This is a genomic window from Rhodococcus sp. SJ-2, assembly GCF_053750035.1.
On sequence record NZ_CM132340.1, the window covers coordinates 826,681 to 843,577 of the forward strand.

General features: G+C 67.0%; 13 protein-coding genes and 2 riboswitches. Of the genes, 7 read left to right on the forward strand and 6 right to left on the reverse strand.

Annotated elements, in window-relative coordinates; translation table 11 throughout:
- Positions 1-17: 17 nt before the first annotated feature.
- The gene (gene cobF / locus ACSYG9_RS03905) at positions 18-767 is read right to left on the reverse strand and encodes a precorrin-6A synthase (deacetylating) (protein WP_440125905.1); all 750 of its coding nucleotides are present in this window, start codon (positions 765-767) and stop codon (positions 18-20) included.
- Entirely contained in the window at positions 764-4,360 is a 3,597-nt protein-coding gene (gene cobN / locus ACSYG9_RS03910) for a cobaltochelatase subunit CobN (RefSeq protein ID WP_454841230.1), read from the reverse strand. The genes cobF and cobN overlap by 4 nt, the downstream gene beginning before the upstream one ends.
- 54 nt (positions 4,361-4,414) lie before the next feature.
- A riboswitch (cobalamin riboswitch) is annotated at positions 4,415-4,631 on the reverse strand.
- Between the two features lie 13 nt (positions 4,632-4,644).
- On the opposite strand from cobN, the gene ACSYG9_RS03915 reads away from it, so the two are divergent.
- Genes ACSYG9_RS03915 through ACSYG9_RS03925 form a run of 3 tightly spaced genes read left to right on the forward strand, consistent with a single transcriptional unit; the run spans position 4,645 to position 7,891 of the window.
- Positions 4,645-5,733, forward strand: a complete 1,089-nt coding sequence (locus ACSYG9_RS03915) for a cobalamin biosynthesis protein CobG (RefSeq protein ID WP_454841231.1) — start codon at positions 4,645-4,647, stop codon at positions 5,731-5,733.
- On the forward strand, positions 5,730-6,380 hold the full coding sequence (locus tag ACSYG9_RS03920) for a precorrin-8X methylmutase (RefSeq protein WP_454841233.1): 651 nt from the start codon (positions 5,730-5,732) through the stop codon (positions 6,378-6,380). The genes ACSYG9_RS03915 and ACSYG9_RS03920 overlap by 4 nt, the downstream gene beginning before the upstream one ends.
- Positions 6,377-7,891, forward strand: coding sequence for a precorrin-2 C(20)-methyltransferase (locus tag ACSYG9_RS03925; RefSeq protein ID WP_454841234.1), 1,515 nt, complete (start codon positions 6,377-6,379; stop codon positions 7,889-7,891). The genes ACSYG9_RS03920 and ACSYG9_RS03925 overlap by 4 nt, the downstream gene beginning before the upstream one ends.
- Positions 7,892-7,919: 28 nt before the next feature.
- On the opposite strand, the gene ACSYG9_RS03930 is transcribed toward ACSYG9_RS03925, so the two are convergent.
- Positions 7,920-8,468 (reverse strand): TetR family transcriptional regulator, encoded by a 549-nt coding sequence (locus ACSYG9_RS03930; protein WP_454841235.1) that lies wholly within the window; start codon positions 8,466-8,468, stop codon positions 7,920-7,922.
- A 7-nt stretch (positions 8,469-8,475) separates the two neighbouring features.
- Positions 8,476-9,915, reverse strand: coding sequence for an MFS transporter (locus tag ACSYG9_RS03935; protein ID WP_454841237.1), 1,440 nt, complete (start codon positions 9,913-9,915; stop codon positions 8,476-8,478).
- A 236-nt stretch (positions 9,916-10,151) separates the two neighbouring features.
- Here ACSYG9_RS03935 and ACSYG9_RS03940 point away from each other — a divergent pair, with 236 nt between their 5' ends.
- The 4 genes from ACSYG9_RS03940 to ACSYG9_RS03955 are packed head-to-tail and all read left to right on the forward strand — an operon-like array spanning position 10,152 to position 14,683.
- Entirely contained in the window at positions 10,152-12,479 is a 2,328-nt protein-coding gene (locus ACSYG9_RS03940; protein ID WP_454841239.1) for a xanthine dehydrogenase family protein molybdopterin-binding subunit, read from the forward strand.
- Positions 12,476-13,363: an FAD binding domain-containing protein gene (locus ACSYG9_RS03945; protein WP_454841240.1), complete on the forward strand. Its 888-nt coding sequence runs from the start codon at positions 12,476-12,478 to the stop codon at positions 13,361-13,363. The genes ACSYG9_RS03940 and ACSYG9_RS03945 overlap by 4 nt, the downstream gene beginning before the upstream one ends.
- Positions 13,360-13,845, forward strand: a complete 486-nt coding sequence (locus ACSYG9_RS03950) for a 2Fe-2S iron-sulfur cluster-binding protein (RefSeq protein WP_440125914.1) — start codon at positions 13,360-13,362, stop codon at positions 13,843-13,845. The genes ACSYG9_RS03945 and ACSYG9_RS03950 overlap by 4 nt, the downstream gene beginning before the upstream one ends.
- 1 nt (position 13,846) lies before the next feature.
- Positions 13,847-14,683 carry a mycofactocin-coupled SDR family oxidoreductase gene (locus ACSYG9_RS03955; RefSeq protein ID WP_440125915.1) on the forward strand — a complete coding sequence of 279 codons (837 nt, stop codon included), beginning with the start codon at positions 13,847-13,849 and terminating at the stop codon, positions 14,681-14,683.
- On the opposite strand, the gene ACSYG9_RS03960 is transcribed toward ACSYG9_RS03955, so the two are convergent.
- Together ACSYG9_RS03960 and cbiE are read right to left on the reverse strand one after the other, a co-directional pair.
- Positions 14,676-15,431, reverse strand: a complete 756-nt coding sequence (locus tag ACSYG9_RS03960) for a cobalt-precorrin-4/precorrin-4 C(11)-methyltransferase (RefSeq protein WP_454841241.1) — start codon at positions 15,429-15,431, stop codon at positions 14,676-14,678. The two genes, ACSYG9_RS03955 and ACSYG9_RS03960, sit on opposite strands and share 8 nt — an antisense overlap.
- A complete protein-coding gene (cbiE, locus tag ACSYG9_RS03965; protein ID WP_454841243.1) occupies positions 15,428-16,627 on the reverse strand; it encodes a precorrin-6y C5,15-methyltransferase (decarboxylating) subunit CbiE in 1,200 nt (399 codons plus the stop codon). The genes ACSYG9_RS03960 and cbiE overlap by 4 nt, the downstream gene beginning before the upstream one ends.
- A gap of 56 nt (positions 16,628-16,683) precedes the next feature.
- Positions 16,684-16,875: riboswitch (cobalamin riboswitch) on the forward strand.
- The last annotated feature ends 22 nt before the right edge of the window (positions 16,876-16,897 follow it).

Sequence of the window (16,897 nt, forward strand, 5' to 3'; positions counted from 1 at the left end):
GATCGTTTCTGCGCGGCTCAACCAGCGCGGCGCAGCAGATAGGTGTCCATCACCCAGCCTCGCGCGGACCTGGACCGCGTCCGGGCCACGTCGATGGCGTCGAGCACCTCATGCAGACGTCCCGCGACGAGTTCCTCGTCTTCCGTTCCGAGGTTCGCGCCCCACCAGATGTCCCAATCGCCGTCGAGTTCCCGGCAGGCAAGCTGACCGTCGAGCATGACGATGAGATTGTCCGCTCCCGATGCGACCTCCTCACCGAGGCGCCGACCGGTGGTGATCGTGACCGGGCCACCGATTCTGTTGAACACCAGACGATGCCGGGCAGCGAGCAGTTGAATACTGCTCACACCTGGCACGACGTCGTAGTCGATGTCGAGCACACCGCGATCACGGATCCGCTCTACGACACGAATGGTGCTGTCGTACAGACTCGGATCGCCCCACACCAGAAATCCGACCGTCTCCTCGTCACGGATCTCTGTGCGCAGCACCGCCTCGTACGCCTCGGCACGGGCCGCATGCCAGTCGCGTACCTCCGTCCCGTACTGCTCCGGTGCCCGGTCGCGCGGGGGGTCGGGCACCACGATCGTGCGGTATCGCCCGGTGGTGTGACGACGCAGGATCTGTTCGCGCACCGACACGAGATCGTCCACGCCGCGCTGCTTGTCGGCGACGACGAACGCGTCGACGCTCTCGAGTGCCTTGACGGCCGCGACTGTGAGATCGTCCGGACCCCCCGGCCCGATCCCGATCAGTCGCAACCTCATCCTCGGTCCTCGAGATCACCCTCGACGTCGAGGTACGCCTGCTGCAGTGCATTCAGGGTTTCCGGATCCGGCTCTGCCCACAGTCCACGATCGGCCGCCTCGGTGAGTCGTTCGACAATGCCGCGCAGTGCCCACGGGTTGGCCTCGCGCAGAAACTGCTGGTTCTCCGGGTCGAGCGCATAGTTCTGCGCCAGCGACTCGTACATCCAGTCCTCGACAACTCCGGCGGTGGCGTCGTAACCGAACAGGTAGTCGACGGTCGCAGCGAGTTCGAACGCGCCCTTGTAGCCGTGCCTGCGCATCGCGGAAATCCAGCGCGGGTTGACGACACGCGCGCGGAACACGCGCGCGGTTTCCTCGCTGAGCGAGCGGGTGCGCACCGTGTCGGGGATCGTCGAATCACCGATGTACGCCTTGGGATCGGTGCCGGTGAGTGCGCGCACCGTGGCGACCATGCCGCCGTGGTACTGGAAATAGTCGTCGGAATCTGCGATGTCGTGCTCGCGCGTGTCGGTGTTCTTCGCTGCCACCGTGATCCGGCGGTAGTTGGCGCGCATGTCGTCGGCTGCGGCAACACCGTGCAGGTCGCGTCCGTACGCAAACCCGCCCCACGCGGTGTACACCTCGGCGAGGTCGGCGTCGGTACGCCAGTTTCCTGAGTCGATGAGCTGGAGGATTCCGGCACCGTACGAACCCGGCTTGGATCCGAAGATGCGGCGCACGGCTCGCTCGGCGTCACCGTGTTCGGCCTCGTCGCGCTGCGCGTGGGCACGCACGTAGTTCATCTCGTCGGGTTCGTCGAGGGCGGCGATCATCCGGATCGCGTCGTCGAGCATGCCGATCACGTGCGGGAACGCATCGCGGAAGAATCCGGAGATGCGCACGGTGACGTCGATGCGCGGACGGCCGAGTTCCTCGAGCGGCACGATGGTGAGTTCGCGGACGCGACGGGATTCGGGGTCCCACTCGGGGCGGACGCCGATGAGGGCGAGTACCTCGGCGATGTCGTCGCCGGCGGTGCGCATCGCGGAGGTGCCCCACACCGACAGTCCCACCGACTGCGGATACTCCCCGGTGTCAGCGAGATACCGCTCGATCAGTGCGTTCGCGAGCGCGACTCCCGTGTCGTAGGCGAGTCGGCTCGGCACGGCCTTGGGGTCGACGGTGTAGAAGTTGCGGCCGGTGGGCAGCACGTTGACGAGGCCGCGCAACGGCGAACCCGAGGGGCCTGCGGGAACGTATCCGCCGCCGAGAGCATGCAGGACGGCATCGAGTTCGTCGGTGGTCTGCGCTAGGCGCGGCACCACCTGTTCGGCGGCGAAGGCCAGCACCCGCGACACCTCGCTGTCGGCGTGGCCGAGTACCGATTCGACTGTGGCCGGAGCGGTATCGACACTCCATCCGCCGTCTTCCATCGCCTGCACGAGCGCGCGAGCCTGGGTTTCGATCGCATCGACCTCGGCAAGCGGCGCGTCGGTCTTCAGTCCGAGTGCGGTCCGCAGCCCGGGCACCGCGTGACTCTTGCCGCCCCAGACCTGGACGGCGCGCAGGATCGACAGCACGAGGTTGACGCGTGCCTCACCTTCGGGAGCGGCCCCGAGCACGTGCAGCCCGTCGCGGATCTGAGCATCCTTGACCTCGCACAACCAACCGTCGACGTGCAGCAGGAAATCGTCGAACTCGGCGTCGTGCGGCCGGTCGTCGAGGCCGAGGTCGTGGTCGAGTTTCGCGGCCTGGATCAACGTCCAGATCTGTGCGCGGATGGCGGGCAGCTTCGCCGGATCCATCGCCGCGATGTTGGAGTACTCGTCGAGCAGCTGCTCGAGCCGCGCGATGTCGCCGTACGATTCCGCGCGGGCCATCGGCGGAATCAGGTGGTCGACGATCGTGGCGTGTGCGCGGCGCTTCGCCTGCGCGCCCTCACCGGGGTCGTTGACCAGGAACGGGTAGATCAGCGGCAGGTTCCCGATGGCGGCGTCGGTCGCGCACGACGCAGACATCCCCGCATTCTTCCCGGGCAACCACTCCATCGAGCCGTGTTTCCCGAGGTGGACGACGGCATCGGCACCGAAACCCTGCTCGACCCATCGGTATGCGGCGAGGTAATGGTGCGACGGAGCCATGTCGGGATCGTGGTAGATCGCAACCGGATTCTCCCCGAATCCGCGCGGCGGCTGGATCATGAGGACGACATTGCCGGCCTGCAACGTAGCCAGGACGATCGCGTCACCATCAACGAACAACGAACCGGGCGCGGGCCCCCACGCCTCGGTCATCGCGTCGGTGAGCTCGGCGGGCAGGTCCTTCGTCCACTCCACGTACTCGGATGTGGTCACTCGCACCGGGTTACCGGCCAGCTGGTCGGCTGTGAGCCATTCCTCGTCCTGACCACCTGCATCGATCAGCGCGTGGATGAGGGTGTTTCCGGCTTCTGTGTCGTCGTCGACGTCCATCCCGGGGAAGCCTGCGCCGAGGTCGTATCCGAGATCGCGCAGTGCTCGCAGCATCTTGATCGCCGACACGGGAGTGTCGAGACCGACGGCGTTGCCGACGCGTGAGTGCTTGGTGGGATAGGCCGACAGCATGATCGCGATACGCCGGTCCGCGGGCGGGACATGCCGCAGCCGCGCGTGCGCAACCGCAATACCCGCCACGCGACGGCAGCGTTCCGGATCGGTGACGTAGCGGGGCAGGCCGTCGGAGTCGAGTTCTTTGAACGAGAACGGCACCGTGATGATGCGGCCGTCGAATTCGGGAACCGCGATCTGGGTCGCGGAGTCGAGCGGGGACACGCCGTCGTCGGAGTCTGCCCAGCTGTCGCGGCTCCACGTCAGGCACAGCGCCTGCAGAATCGGAATATCGAGCGCGGCAAGGGCTCCCACATCCCAGGCCTCGTCCTCGCCGCCTGCGCTCACCGTCGCGGGCTTGGTGCCACCGGCGGCGAGCACCGTGACGACGAGTGCGTCGAGGCTGCCGAGTTCCGCGAGCAGGTCGTCGGAAGCCCCCCGCAGTGAGGCGCAGTGCACGACCACGCCCTGAGCCTTACCGGTCGCGTCGATCGCGTCGGCCAGATCGTGTGCGAACTGCACGTTTCCGCTGGTGTGGTGGGCGCGGTAGAACAGCACCCCCACCCGCGGCAGCGACTCGTCGGCCGGGGCAGGCCGGTCGAGTACACCCCATTCGGGTAGTTCGGCGGGCGGCTCGAAGCCCTCACCGCCGAGCAGCACGGTGTCCGACAGGAACGCGTGGAGCTGCGCAAGGTTGGCAGGGCCGCCGTGGGCGAGATAGCGATGCGCCTCGGCAGCGGTCCCGATCGGCACCGTCGAGTAACTCATGAGCTCGGCGTCCGGTGTCTGTTCACCACCCAGGACGACGACCGGAACACCCCGTCCGAGGACCGCGTCGAGCCCGTTCTGCCAGGACCTGGCAGAGCCGAGAATCCGCACGATGACCAGGTCGGCGCCGTCGAGGAGTCCGCCCAGGTCTGCGTCCACGTCGAGGCGCGACGGGTTCCCGACCACCCAGTCGGCGCCGCTCGAGCGGGCCGACAACAGGTCGGTGTCCGATGTCGACAGCAAAGCGAGGCGCGTCACGACGCAACCCGAAACTCGAGGCACACGGCCATGTTCAGTCTCCAAAACCCTCGTGGACGTACTCATGCCGTGGCCGGTCTCCTGGCTGACGGATCATCGCTACTGCGCCGACCTTCCCGGACTGCCGTCCAGTGGTCTCCGTTCCGGCAGGCCGGTACGGACGAGGGCGAGCAACTACCCGCTCACAGTGGCGAGGGCCGCGCCGGTTTCTCACCGGCTTCCCGTAACCACGGCGTCGCCAGCGTAGCGCACCATTTTCTGAGGATGTGCAACCATGTGGTCCTGTGGAGCACGTCTCGCCCGATCTTCCCCCCGACCGCTGCCCCGGGCTGCTGCGACCGCACGTCGCAGCCGACGGGGCGCTGGTGCGTCTGCGCGCCCCCGGGGGCCGTCTTCCCTCCGGCGGGCTCGGTCGACTCTCAGCCGCGTCGCAGGAATTCGCCGACGGTGACGTGCACCTCACATCCCGCGGAAACCTGCAGATCAGGGGAATCTCTCTCGACGCGTGCGGCAATGTGCCCGCCGGTCTCACCGACGCAATCGCGACCGCCGGTTTCCTGCCGTCACCTTCGCACGAGCGGGTCCGCAACGTGGTCGCATCGCCGTTGTCGGGGCTCGTCGGCGGGGTCGCCGACATCAGGCCTCTGATCGGTGCACTCGATACTGCGCTGTGCGCAGAACCGGCGCTCGCCGAGCTGCCCGGCCGATTCCTGTTCGGTCTCGACGACGGCCGCGGCGACGTCGCCGGGCTCCGCTGCGATCTCGCCGCTGTCGCCGTGGACATGGCAACCATACGGATCGTGATCGGCGATCTGGCCGGGCCGACGGTGCCGATGTCACAGGTCGTCGACACGCTGATCGGTCTTGCCCTCGACTTCGTGCGGACACGCGGGACGCTCTGGCATGTGCGGCAACTACCCGGGCGCGGCACCGAGCTCGGTGGCACTGGGCCCGCGCCCGAACCACCACCGCATGCGATGCCGTACGGAGTGCTCGAAAACGCGGTATCCGCGCTGGTCCCGCTCGGAATCCTCACCCCGGGCATGGTCTCGGCACTGCCCGACGACGGCGTGATCATCACCCCGTGGCGTGGCGTGGTCCTGCCCCAGGGGGCCGATACCTCCGCGTTGTCCGCCGCGGGCTTCGTCGTGTCGGACGACTCCGCGTGGCCCAGGGTCACCGCCTGCACCGGATCTCCCGGGTGTAGCCTCGCCCGAGGTGACACCCGGGCTCTGGCCCGTCGCACCGTCGCTTCCGGCACCACAGCAGACCGCCTACATGTCGTGGGCTGCGAACGCGCCTGTGGTGCACCGAATTCCCCGCATACCCTTGTTTTCGCCAGCCGTTCGACGTCACACAGGAGCTCGACGTGACCCTGCAGCCACCACCCCGCCGCTACGAGTACGAGACGGAGGGTGCTGAAATCTACATCCGTTCGTTCGCGACGATCCGAGCCGAATCCGATCTTGCGGCGATTCCGGGCGACGCCGAGAAGGTTGCGGTGCGGATGATCCATGCGAGCGGTCAGACCGACCTGACGAACGATCTGGTGATCCATCCCGATCTGGTCTCCGCAGCCAGGACAGCACTCGATGCGGGCGCACCGATTCTCGCCGACGCGAACATGGTTGCGGCGGGCGTCACCCGCAAGCGACTGCCCGCCGACAACGAAGTGCTGTGCCTGCTCGGCGATCCTCGCGTGCCGGGCCTGGCCCAGCAGTGGAACACCACGCGCTCGGCTGCGGCCGTGTCCCTGTGGACGGAGCGGCTGGAGGGATCGGTCGTCGCGATCGGTAACGCGCCCACTGCACTGTTCCACCTTCTGGAGATGCTCGATGCCGGCGCACCGCGACCCGCAGCGATCATCGGCGTGCCGGTGGGGTTCATCGGCGCTGCCGAATCCAAAGAGGCCCTGATCGAACACGATCTGCGGATCCCGCACCTCGTGGTGCGGGGCAGGCGGGGTGGATCGGCGATGGCGTCGTCGGCGCTCAACGCACTGGCTCAGGAGACGGAATGACCGGCAGGATCTACGGCGTGGGGCTCGGGCCCGGCGACCCCGAACTCATCACCCGCAAGGCCGCTCGCCTGATCGCGGAGGCCGACGTCATCGCCTACCACTCGGGCACGCATGGCCGGTCGATCGCGCGCGGCATCGCGGCCGGACTTATCCCGGACGGCGTGATCGAAGAGAAGCTGGTGTACCCCGTCACTACCGGCACCACCGACCACCCCGGTGGATACGACGGGGCGATCGCCGATTTCTACGACGAGTGCGCTGGGCGTCTTGCCACCCACCTCGACGCCGATCGCACCGTCGTCGTGCTGTGCGAAGGCGACCCGTTGTTCTACGGGTCGTACATGTACCTCCACGACCGGTTGTCGAAAGAGTATGTTGCCGAGGTGATCCCCGGGGTCACGTCGTTCTCGGCGGCGGCAGCCGCGGCCGCCGAGCCGCTTGTGCGGCGCACCGATGTGCTCACCATCCTCCCTGGCACTCTTCCCGAACCCGAGTTGGCACGGCGGCTGGCCGACACCGACGGCGCGGTCATCATGAAACTGGGCCGCACCTTCGAATCGGTGCGAAGCGCCCTGGAACAGTCCGGACGACTCGGCGATGCCGTGTACGTCGAGCGTGCAACCATGGGCGGGCAACGCATCGTCGCAGCCGCAGACGTGGATCCCGATACGGTCCCGTACTTTTCGGTGATCCTCACCGCCGGCGACAAGGCTCCTCGCAATCGCGGAGTGCTCGACCGATCCCGCCCCGCCGCGCCCGAGACGGAGACCTCGGTCGAGACACACGAATTGCTGGTGATCGGACTCGGCCCCGCCGACGACAGATGGCTCACTCCCGAGGCATCGTCGGCTCTCGCGTCGGTCGATCACGTCGTCGGATACGGTCCGTACGTCGATCGGGTTCCGGTTCGCCCCGGCCTGCAGCGACATTCGAGTGGGAACACCGTCGAGGTCGATCGCGCCAGATTCGCACTCGACCTGACATTGTCCGGCGAGAAGGTGGCCGTGGTGTCCGGCGGTGACGCCGGGGTGTTCGGGATGGCGTCGGCGGTGTTCGAGGCCGCGCAGGATCAGAAGTACTCGTCCGTGCCGATCCGTGTGCTGCCGGGAGTGTCGGCGGTGCAGGCCGTCGCGGCCCGCGCAGGGGCGCCCATCGGCGGGGATTTCGCGGTCATGAGCCTGTCGGATCGGCTCAAGCCGTGGAAGGTGATCGAGAAGCGGCTCACCGCAATCGCGGAAGCCGATCTCGTGCTGGGGATCTACAATCCCGCGTCCCGGTCGCGGACGACTCAGGTCGCCGACGCGCGTTCACTGTTCCTGCGGCATCGGCCGGGCGACACCGTCGTCGTGATCGGAAGGGACGTGGGAAGGCCGGGTGAGTCGCTCGAGGTCACCACCCTCGAGAAACTCGATCCCGCGAGCATCGACATGAAGTGCCTGCTCATCATCGGTGGAGCAGGCACCTCGACGTTGCCGTCCGGTTCCGTGTGGACGAAACGCTCGGTCGGGTAGGCCCGGCGCCGCACTGAGCGCTCAGAAGTCAGAGTTCGGTGTCGTCGACGATCTGCTGCACGAGCGCACCGTACGCCTCGATCAACTTCGCGCTGTCGATCGCCTGGGGCGTCAGGATCTCGAAGGTGCGCAGGCCGCTCGCCAGGCCCAGCAGCAGCGTCACGACCATTCGGGCACGCGCCTTGTCGGGCGTCTGCTCGCCGATCATCGCTGCGATCCGAGGCACCACTCGTTCCGCCATCTTCGTGCGGGCAGTTTCGGGATCCGGGGCTTCCTGCACGAGATACGGGGCCATTGCCCAGAATTCGTAGTCGCCCGAGTTCCGGCGTTCGACGATGGCCCGCACCAGCCGGTATCCGGGCGCTTCCTCAGCGGGATCGAGGTCGGCGAGTCCCGGAGACTCGGGCGCAGCGGCCTGGAAGAGCTCGGCCTTGCTGCCGGTGAGCTTCATCACCAGGGTGGGTGAGACACCGGCCGCCTCTGCGATATCCCTGATGGTCGTGCCGTTGAAGCCCCGCTCGGCGAACAGTGGCCGGGCGGCGTCGAGAATGGTGTCGCGAGTCGTCCGTTCGGTCATCGCCGCCTCACACCGCCTCTGCCGGATCGGCGACCGGAGGCGTGCGCACCGGCCGATGCTTCGGCAGGAGCACGGCACACACCATGGCGACGAACGTGGACGATCCCGCGATCACGAAGATCACGATGATGGCGCCGTGTGCGGGGAAGGTCGCGCCGGACGCTTCGATGGTGATACTTGTGAGCAATGCGGCGACCACCGCACTCATGCTCGACATCCCGATGGTGCGCAGGAGGCTGTTGAGGCCGTTCGCGGCTGCGGTTTCGGTGACCGGAACAGCAGCCATGATCAGCGCAGGCAGGGTCGCATAGGCCAACGCGTTGCCGATGCTCACCATCGCCGCACCGATGATGATCAGGGCGACGGTGTCGTCCCAGGCGATACGGAAACTGTAGGCCGCGGTCATGACGATCGTCCCGAGCATGAGGGTGAAGCGCCCACCGAACCGCATGGTGAGTCTCCCGGCCACCGGCGCGGTCACGAACATCGCCAGGCTGCCGGGGATCATGCACAGTCCGGCCGTTGCGGCGCTGAGCCCGAATCCGAAGCCGGTGATCTCGGGTAACTGCAACTGTTGTGTGGTCGCCAGCAGGCTGGCGTACGCGGAGAATCCGATGAAGAGTCCGGCAAGGTTGGCAAGCAGCACCGTGCGCCTCGCCGACACGCGCAGGTCGACCATCGGGGCCTTTACCCGCAACTGGTAGGGCACGAAGGCAACCGCGATGGCGACGGCCGCGACGAAGCACGCGACGGTCTGCGCACTCGACCAGCCCCACGCCGGGCCCTTCGAGATCCCCAGAAGCAGAGCCGTCAGGGCGAGCGACAGCAACAGCGCACCGAGAATGTCGAAGCGGCCCCGAGTTCCCGTCGCGGAGGCGGGAACGACGAGCAGGATGCCCAGCGTGAGTAATGTGCCGACTGCCGCAGACACCCAGAAGACGGACGTCCAGCCGAAGTTGTCGTACAACGCGCCCGCCGCCGGCATGCCCAGTGCACCACCGATTCCCATGGTGGAGCTGGTGAGCGCCACAGCACCGGCGACCTTCTCGCGCGGAAGCACATCGCGCAGGACTGCCATCGCCACCGGGATGAGCGACGACGAGAACCCCTGCAGGCCGCGACCGATGAGCACGAACAGATAGTCGCCTCCGATCGCCGCGATCAGCGCACCGGCGACCATCATCGACAACGACAGCACCATCATCCGGCGCTTGCCGTACATGTCGGCCATCCGGGAGACGATGGGCGTGGCCACTGCTCCGGTCAGCAAGGTGATCGTGATGAGCCAGCCGACATCACCCGCGGTGACATCGAGCAGCTCCGGGAGATCCGGTAGCAGGGGTACCACGAGGGTGGTCTGGAGGGCCACGACGAGACCCGCCGCGCTCAGCAGCGCCGTGATCACGCCGCTGGGCACCGGGTTCCGCGACGCGGCCGCTGCATCCATCCCGATCCTCCATCGTCACCTTCGGTGAACGTCGTTCACCCCTACGCAGTGAACGTCGTTCATCCCACGAGTGTCAACTGCCCTGACGCCTCCCGTTCCGGGACGTCACACGGCACGCCGGGGCCTTACGCCACTGAGAAGCACGTGCTCACTCTGGGAGAATGTGATTGACACCTCACTTCGCGGGGTGCTAGACACTTGCTCAGCATCCACCGAAGGCCGAGGTGAGTATTTCTGTGACAAGGCCCAGCATTTCCGCTTACGTCGGGACTCGCATCAAGCGAGTCGAAGACCCCCGACTCCTGACCGGCGCCGGCATGTTCGTCGACGACGTGACACGTCCCGGCATGCTCCACGCATGTTTCGTGCGCAGCCCGTTCGCACGCGCCCGGATCGTCGACATCGACATCTCCGACGCTCTCGCACTCGACGGGGTCCACGCGGTGTACGTCGCCGCCGACCTGGCACCCGGAATTCACGAGCAGACCTACGCGCTCGACGGGCCGTACATGCCGGCTCTGAACTGGCCCCCGCTCGCCGAGGACGAAGTGCGGTTCGTCGGCGATCCCGTCGCACTGGTCGTGGCCGACGACCGGTACATCGCGGAGGACGCGGTCGAACTCGTCGCCGTCGACTACGACCCGCTGACACCGGTCGTCGACTACACCGCCGCCGATCGGGCCGACGAGCTGGTCCACGCCGCGCACCCCGCGAATATCGCCGCGGCCATGGGCGGTCCACTCCCCGACGAGCTGGCGAAGACGTTCGACGAGGCAGCCCACGTAGTCTCCCGCACCATCCATCAGCAGGCCTACATCGCCGTCCCCATGGAAACCCGCGGTCTCGTCGCCGAATGGTCGGCCGGAGAGATGACCGTCTGGGCCTCCACCCAATCCCCGCACGAGACCCGCGGCTTCACCGCCCGGCTCCTCGGGCTCGACGAGCACAGCGTCCGGGTGATCATGCGCGACACCGGTGGCGGCTTCGGGCAGAAGGTCGTTCCGCAGCGCGAGGACATCGCCGTGCTGCTCGCCGCCAGGAAGCTTCCGGCCGCGGTGAAATGGATCGAAGACCGGCAGGAACACATGATGTCGGCAGGTATGGCCCGTCAGGAATGCGGCGATGCGCGTTTCGCGTTCGACGCCGACGGCAAGCTGCTGGGTGCCTCGATCGACCACGTCCAGAACGTGGGCGCCTACCCGATCCCGTCGCCGGTGACCTCCGGGGCGGTCGTCGGGATGCTGTTCCCCGGACCCTATCGCGTGCCCGCCGCCGCGTTCTCGATGAAGCTGACGTATACGAACACCGTCGGCCGGGTCGCGTATCGCGGGCCGTGGCAGTTCGAATCCCTGGCGCGCGAGATGCTGCTCGACGTCGCGGCACGACAGATGGACATCGACCCCGTAGAACTGCGGCGGCGCAACATGCTCAGCGCCGCAGATCTGCCACTCGCCAACCCGCTGGGCATGCCGTACAACGATTCGACGCCGCTCGAGACGTTCGAGCACGCCCTGTCGATCCTCGACTACGACGCATTCCGCCGGGAGCAGGAACGCGCACGCGCCGAAGGGCGCTACATCGGGGTCGGCACCTGCACCTACATCGAACCCACCACGGGTGCAACGCCGTTCCACGCCACCGAGGGTGCGACGATTCGCATCGAGCCCTCGGGCAAGGTGAACGTCTACGTTGCCGGCGGGTCGTCGGGCAACAGCCTCGAAACCACCGCTGTGCAGCTCACCGCCGATGCGCTCGGAGTCGACATCGCCGACGTCCACACGATCCAGGGCGATACCGCGATCACCCCGTTCGGCGCCGGAACCGGCGGTAGCCGCTCCGGGTCGATGATTGCGGGAGCAGTGCGGGACACCGCGTCGGTGCTGCGCGACCGAATCCTCGCGATCGCGGCGCACAAACTCGAAGCCGCGGTCGAGGACATCGAGTTCGTGGACAGTCGCGCGACGGTCCGCGGCGTCCCGAACGTCGGGATCACATTGAAGGAGATCGCCGAGATCTCCTACTTCCAGGCCGAGACCCTGCCACCCGGAGTACCTCCCGGACTCGAATCCAGCGGCCGCTACCATTCGCCGTCGATGATGTTGTGGGCCAACGCCAGCCACGTCTGCACGTGCGAGGTCGATATCGAGACGGGGGCCGTGAAGATCCTCCGATTCATCGTCGGTGAGGACTGCGGTCCGATGATCAACCCCGACATCGTCGAGGGCCAGATCTACGGTGGCACCGTCCAGGGAATCGGTGGCGCTCTCTACGAGCACCTCGCATACGACGACGACGGCAACCCCGTGACCACCACGTTCATGGACTATCTGCTTCCCACCACCGACACCGTCCCCGACATCGAGATCGGGCACGTCGAATCCCCCAGCGCCGGGCCAGGCGGCTACAAAGGTGTCGGTGAGGGCGGTGCGATCGGAGCGTCCCCGGCCGTGGTCAACGCGGTCGCCGATGCCTTGGCACCCTTCGGAGTGGAAGTGACCAGTTTGCCCCTGTCCCCCGCCACGATCATCAAAATGCTCGACGAGGTCCAGGCGGTGAAGGCATGAAGCCCTCGGCGTTCGACTATCACGCACCCGGCACCGCTGCCGACGCGGTCGCGCTCATCGCCGAACTGGGCGACGAAGCAAAGTTCATCGCGGGCGGGCAGAGTCTGATGCCGATGCTCAACCTGCGACTCGCCGTGTTCGACCACCTCGTGGACCTGCGCAAACTCACCGAATTGCGCGGCATCGAAAAGCGCGGCGACTCGATGTGGATCGGGGCGGGCACCACTCACTCGACGGTCGGCCGTTCCGCCGAACTCGCGGCCGCGGTCCCGCTGTTGTCCCGCGCGACCCCGTTGATCGGACACTTCCAGATCCGCAACCGCGGCACCCTCGGAGGGTCGATTGCGCACGGCGATGGCGCAGCCGAATACCCCGCGGTCGCATTGGCGCTGGACGCCGAGATCGAGGCTTTGTCTCCACGAGGATGCCGCACGATCCCGTCGTCGGAGTTCTTCACCGGGATGTGGACCACCGATCTCGAAGCCGACGAGTTGCTCACCGGCGTGAGCTTCCCGACGTGGAGCGGGCGCTCCGGATTCGCGATCGAGGAATTCGCCCGACGCGCCGGCGACTTCGCACTCGCCGGCGCAGCCATCGCGATCCGCCTCGATGCCGCGTCGACACTCGACCGATGCGCGATCACGCTGTTCGGTGTGGCCCCGACGCCTGTCCGCGTCACCGCGGTGGAGTCGGAAATTCTCGGTCGGACCATCCACGAGATCGACGCCGACGAGATCGGGCGGAGCGCACTGAACTCGCTCGACACGGTCTCCGACGACCTGCACGGCCCCGCCGCCTACCGCCGGCGGGTGGGAGCGACGATCACAGCACGTGCGTGGCGTCGCGCGGTGGACGAGGCAACTTCTCGGGAGGGGTCCGAATGACCAAGATAGACATCGAAGTTCATGTCAATGGAAGCCCGCGTCGCCATTCGGTGCCGCCACGACTGACTCTCGCCGACTACCTACGCGTCGACTGCGGCCTCACCGGAACACATCTCGGCTGCGAACACGGCGTGTGCGGTGCGTGCACCGTCCTACTCGACGGAGAGGCCGTGCGTGCGTGCCTCGTCTTCGCGGTGCAGGCCGACGGCGCCGAGGTCACCACCGTCGAAGCAATGGCATCCGAGGACGGCACGTTGTCGCCCGTCCAAGCCGCATTCCGCGATCATCATGGTCTCCAATGCGGTTTCTGCACACCAGGGTTCATCGTCTCGGCCACGGCATTTCTGGAAGAGAACCCGTCGCCGACCGATGGAGAGATCCGGGAGGCACTGTCCGGGAACATCTGCCGATGCACCGGATACCAGGGAATCATCGCGGCAGTGAAGGCTGCCGCGGCCACCACAACAAGCACAGGGGAGTGACATGACAGGACGGGTCGAAGGCAAGGTCGCGTTCATCACGGGCGCAGCACGCGGTCAGGGACGCAGTCACGCGGTCAGATTGGCAGAAGAAGGTGCCAACATCATCGCGGTCGACGTCTGTAAGCAGCTGGACGGCGTGCCTATCCCGATGTCGACTCCCGAGGATCTCGACGAGACCGTGTCGCTGGTCGAGAAAGCAGGCGGCAAAATCTACGCCGCCCAGGCCGACGTCCGCGACATGGCCGCCATGCAGGCCATCGTCGACGACGGTGTCGCGCAGTTCGGTCGCCTCGACATCATTTGCGCCAACGCGGGTCTCGCGAGCTCGGGAGATCGTCTCGATGCCCTCGACGAGAAGGGCTGGCGCGACATGATCGACGTCAATCTCACCGGTGTGTGGGTGACGACGCGCGTCTCGGTGCCGCACATGCGCGAAGCCGGCAACGGTGGATCGATCATCCTCACCAGCTCGGTCGGCGGCATTCGGGCGTTGCCGCAGGTCGGTCACTACGTCTCCGCGAAGCACGGCATGATCGGCATCATGCGTACTCTCGCGATGGAGCTCGGCGAAGAGAGCATCCGCGTCAACGCGATCTGCCCGACGCAGGTGAGCACCCCGATGCTCCTCAACGAGTCGACGTTCAAGATGTTCCGCCCCGACCTGGAGCACCCGACCAAGGACGACTTCGCCCCGCTGTCGCAGATGATGCATGTACTGCCGACCCCGTGGGTCGACGCGATCGACATCAGCAACGCGGTGCTGTTCCTCGCATCCGAGGAGTCCCGCTTCATCACCGGCGTCACCCTGCCCGTCGATGCGGGCGCGATGCTCAAGTGAGCCGGTCGCGTGCCGGATCGTAGAGATGCGAGCACGCTACGTCGGGCGTGTCCCGGACACCGAGGGCACGCCCGACGAGTATCACTGCGGTGTGTTTCAACCCGGCCGCCTCGGTCTGGTCGGCGATATCGGCGAGCGTGCCGCGCAGCACGATCTGGTTCGGGCGCGAGGCGAATGCCACCACCGCAGCGGGGCAGTCGGGTCCGTAGGTCTCGGAAAGCTCGGCTGCAAGCACACGTATCCGGGTGATGGCCAGGTGCAGAACCACACTCGCCTGAAGGCCCGCGACCCGCGCGAGCGCTTCGGTGTCGGGCATCGACGTCGACCGCGCTTGCGTGCGCGTGAGCACGACGGTCTGTACGAGTTCCGGCACGGTCAGTTCCGCGCCGAGCGTCGCCGCAGCAGCCGCGTAGGCAGGCACACCCGGCGTGACGTCCCACGCCACGCCCGCGGCGTCGAGGCGCCGGGTCTGCTCGGTGAGCGCCGAATACAGCGACGGGTCGCCCGAGCACAACCGCACCGCATCGTGGCCGCGACGGTCGGCGTCGACGAGGTGCGCAGTGATCTGATCGAGGTCGAGATGCTGGGTGTCGATCAGTTCGGCGTCACCTTGGCAATGCGCGAGGATCTCTGCATCGAGATACGTGCCCGCATACAGCACGACCGGCGCCGTGCGCAGCAGATTCACGGCACGTAGCGTCAGCAGATCTGCTGCGCCGGGGCCCGACCCAACGAAATGCACTGTCATTTCTTCCCTTTCGTGACACTCCATTGAACCACCGGGCGCAGCGACCGCCATCCGGTGAATGTGCCGATCGAGGAGGCCTGTTCGACGGACAACCGCGACAGCTCACCTCCACATTCCTTCCACCACTGCACCAGCACTGCCTCGGTCTCCAAAGTCACCGCGTGCACGACGAGCCGGCCGCCCGGCCGCAGCGACTGCCAGCAGGCCTCGAGTACTCCGTCCCGACTTCCGCCGCCTCCGACGAAGATCGCGTCGGGTGCAGGCAATCCGGAAAGAGCTTCGGGCGCCCCGGCTCTCACAACTGTCAGCGACGGGACGCCGAGCCGGGCGGCGTTGGTTACGATCGTATCGGCCCGTGCCGGATCCTTCTCGACCGCGATGGTGCGGCAACGTGGATCGGTGCGGGCCCACTCGATACCGACCGATCCGGCACCGGCACCCACGTCCCACAGCAGTTCTCCGGGCCGGGGCGCGAGTGCACACACCGCGGCGGCCCGGATGGGCCGTTTGCTGAGCTGACCGTCGTTCTCGAAGCAATCGTCCGGGAGTCCCGGGATCGTGGACAGCCCCTCCGCCCCGACGCAGTCGATACACAGGAGACTGAGCTGCGGAGCCGTGACATTCACGAGATCGGCTGCGGTACCGCCGATTCTGCTCTCCTCACTACCCAGGTCGCCGAGTACCGTCACCATCGCGTCGGCGAACCCCTCCCCCACGAGCAGCCGCGCGATCTCCGGAAGACTCGACGAGTTCGAGGTCAGGACGATCAGCCGGCGACCTCGAGTCAGGTAACGACGCAGTGCGTCGATGTCGCGGCCGACGAGGGTGACGGTGTCGCATTCCTCGGCGGACCACCCCATGCGGGCCCGGGCGAGTGCCACGGACGACACGGCGGGGATCACCTCTACCGCGTCGCTGCCCAGGCGACGGATGAGGGTCGAGCCGATACCCGATACCAACGGGTCGCCGGACGCAAGCGCCACGACCCTGCCGGGGTGCCGGGCCAGCAGGTCGTCGAGACCGCTGAGCAGCGGGGACGGCCACCGTTCGAGGACCGCGTCGGTCGGCGGGATCATCGCGAGGTGCCGCTCGCCGCCGAGCAGGACGGCGGCGCCGAGCACGTGCTCGCGGCCGGTCGCCGACACGCTGCTCCAGCCGTCGGCGCCGATTCCGACGACGGTGATCCGTGAACCCATGGCCGTGAACGATAGCCCGTGGCCCGGTAGACGTGCGGGTGTGGATAGACTCGGCGACGGCAAGACACATCGAAGGTGCCCTTCACAGGGATAATCGGGAAGCCGGTGAGAATCCGGCACAGGCCCGCTGCGGTGACCCGGGAGTCGTCGATCATGCGCGTGAGCGCAGCCACCGAAGAATTTCGGGAAGGCGATCGCACGACGCTCGACCGGGAAGTCCGAAGACCGGCCTTCGATCGGTTGCCGAAGTGGACATCCCAGCGGGAGCCT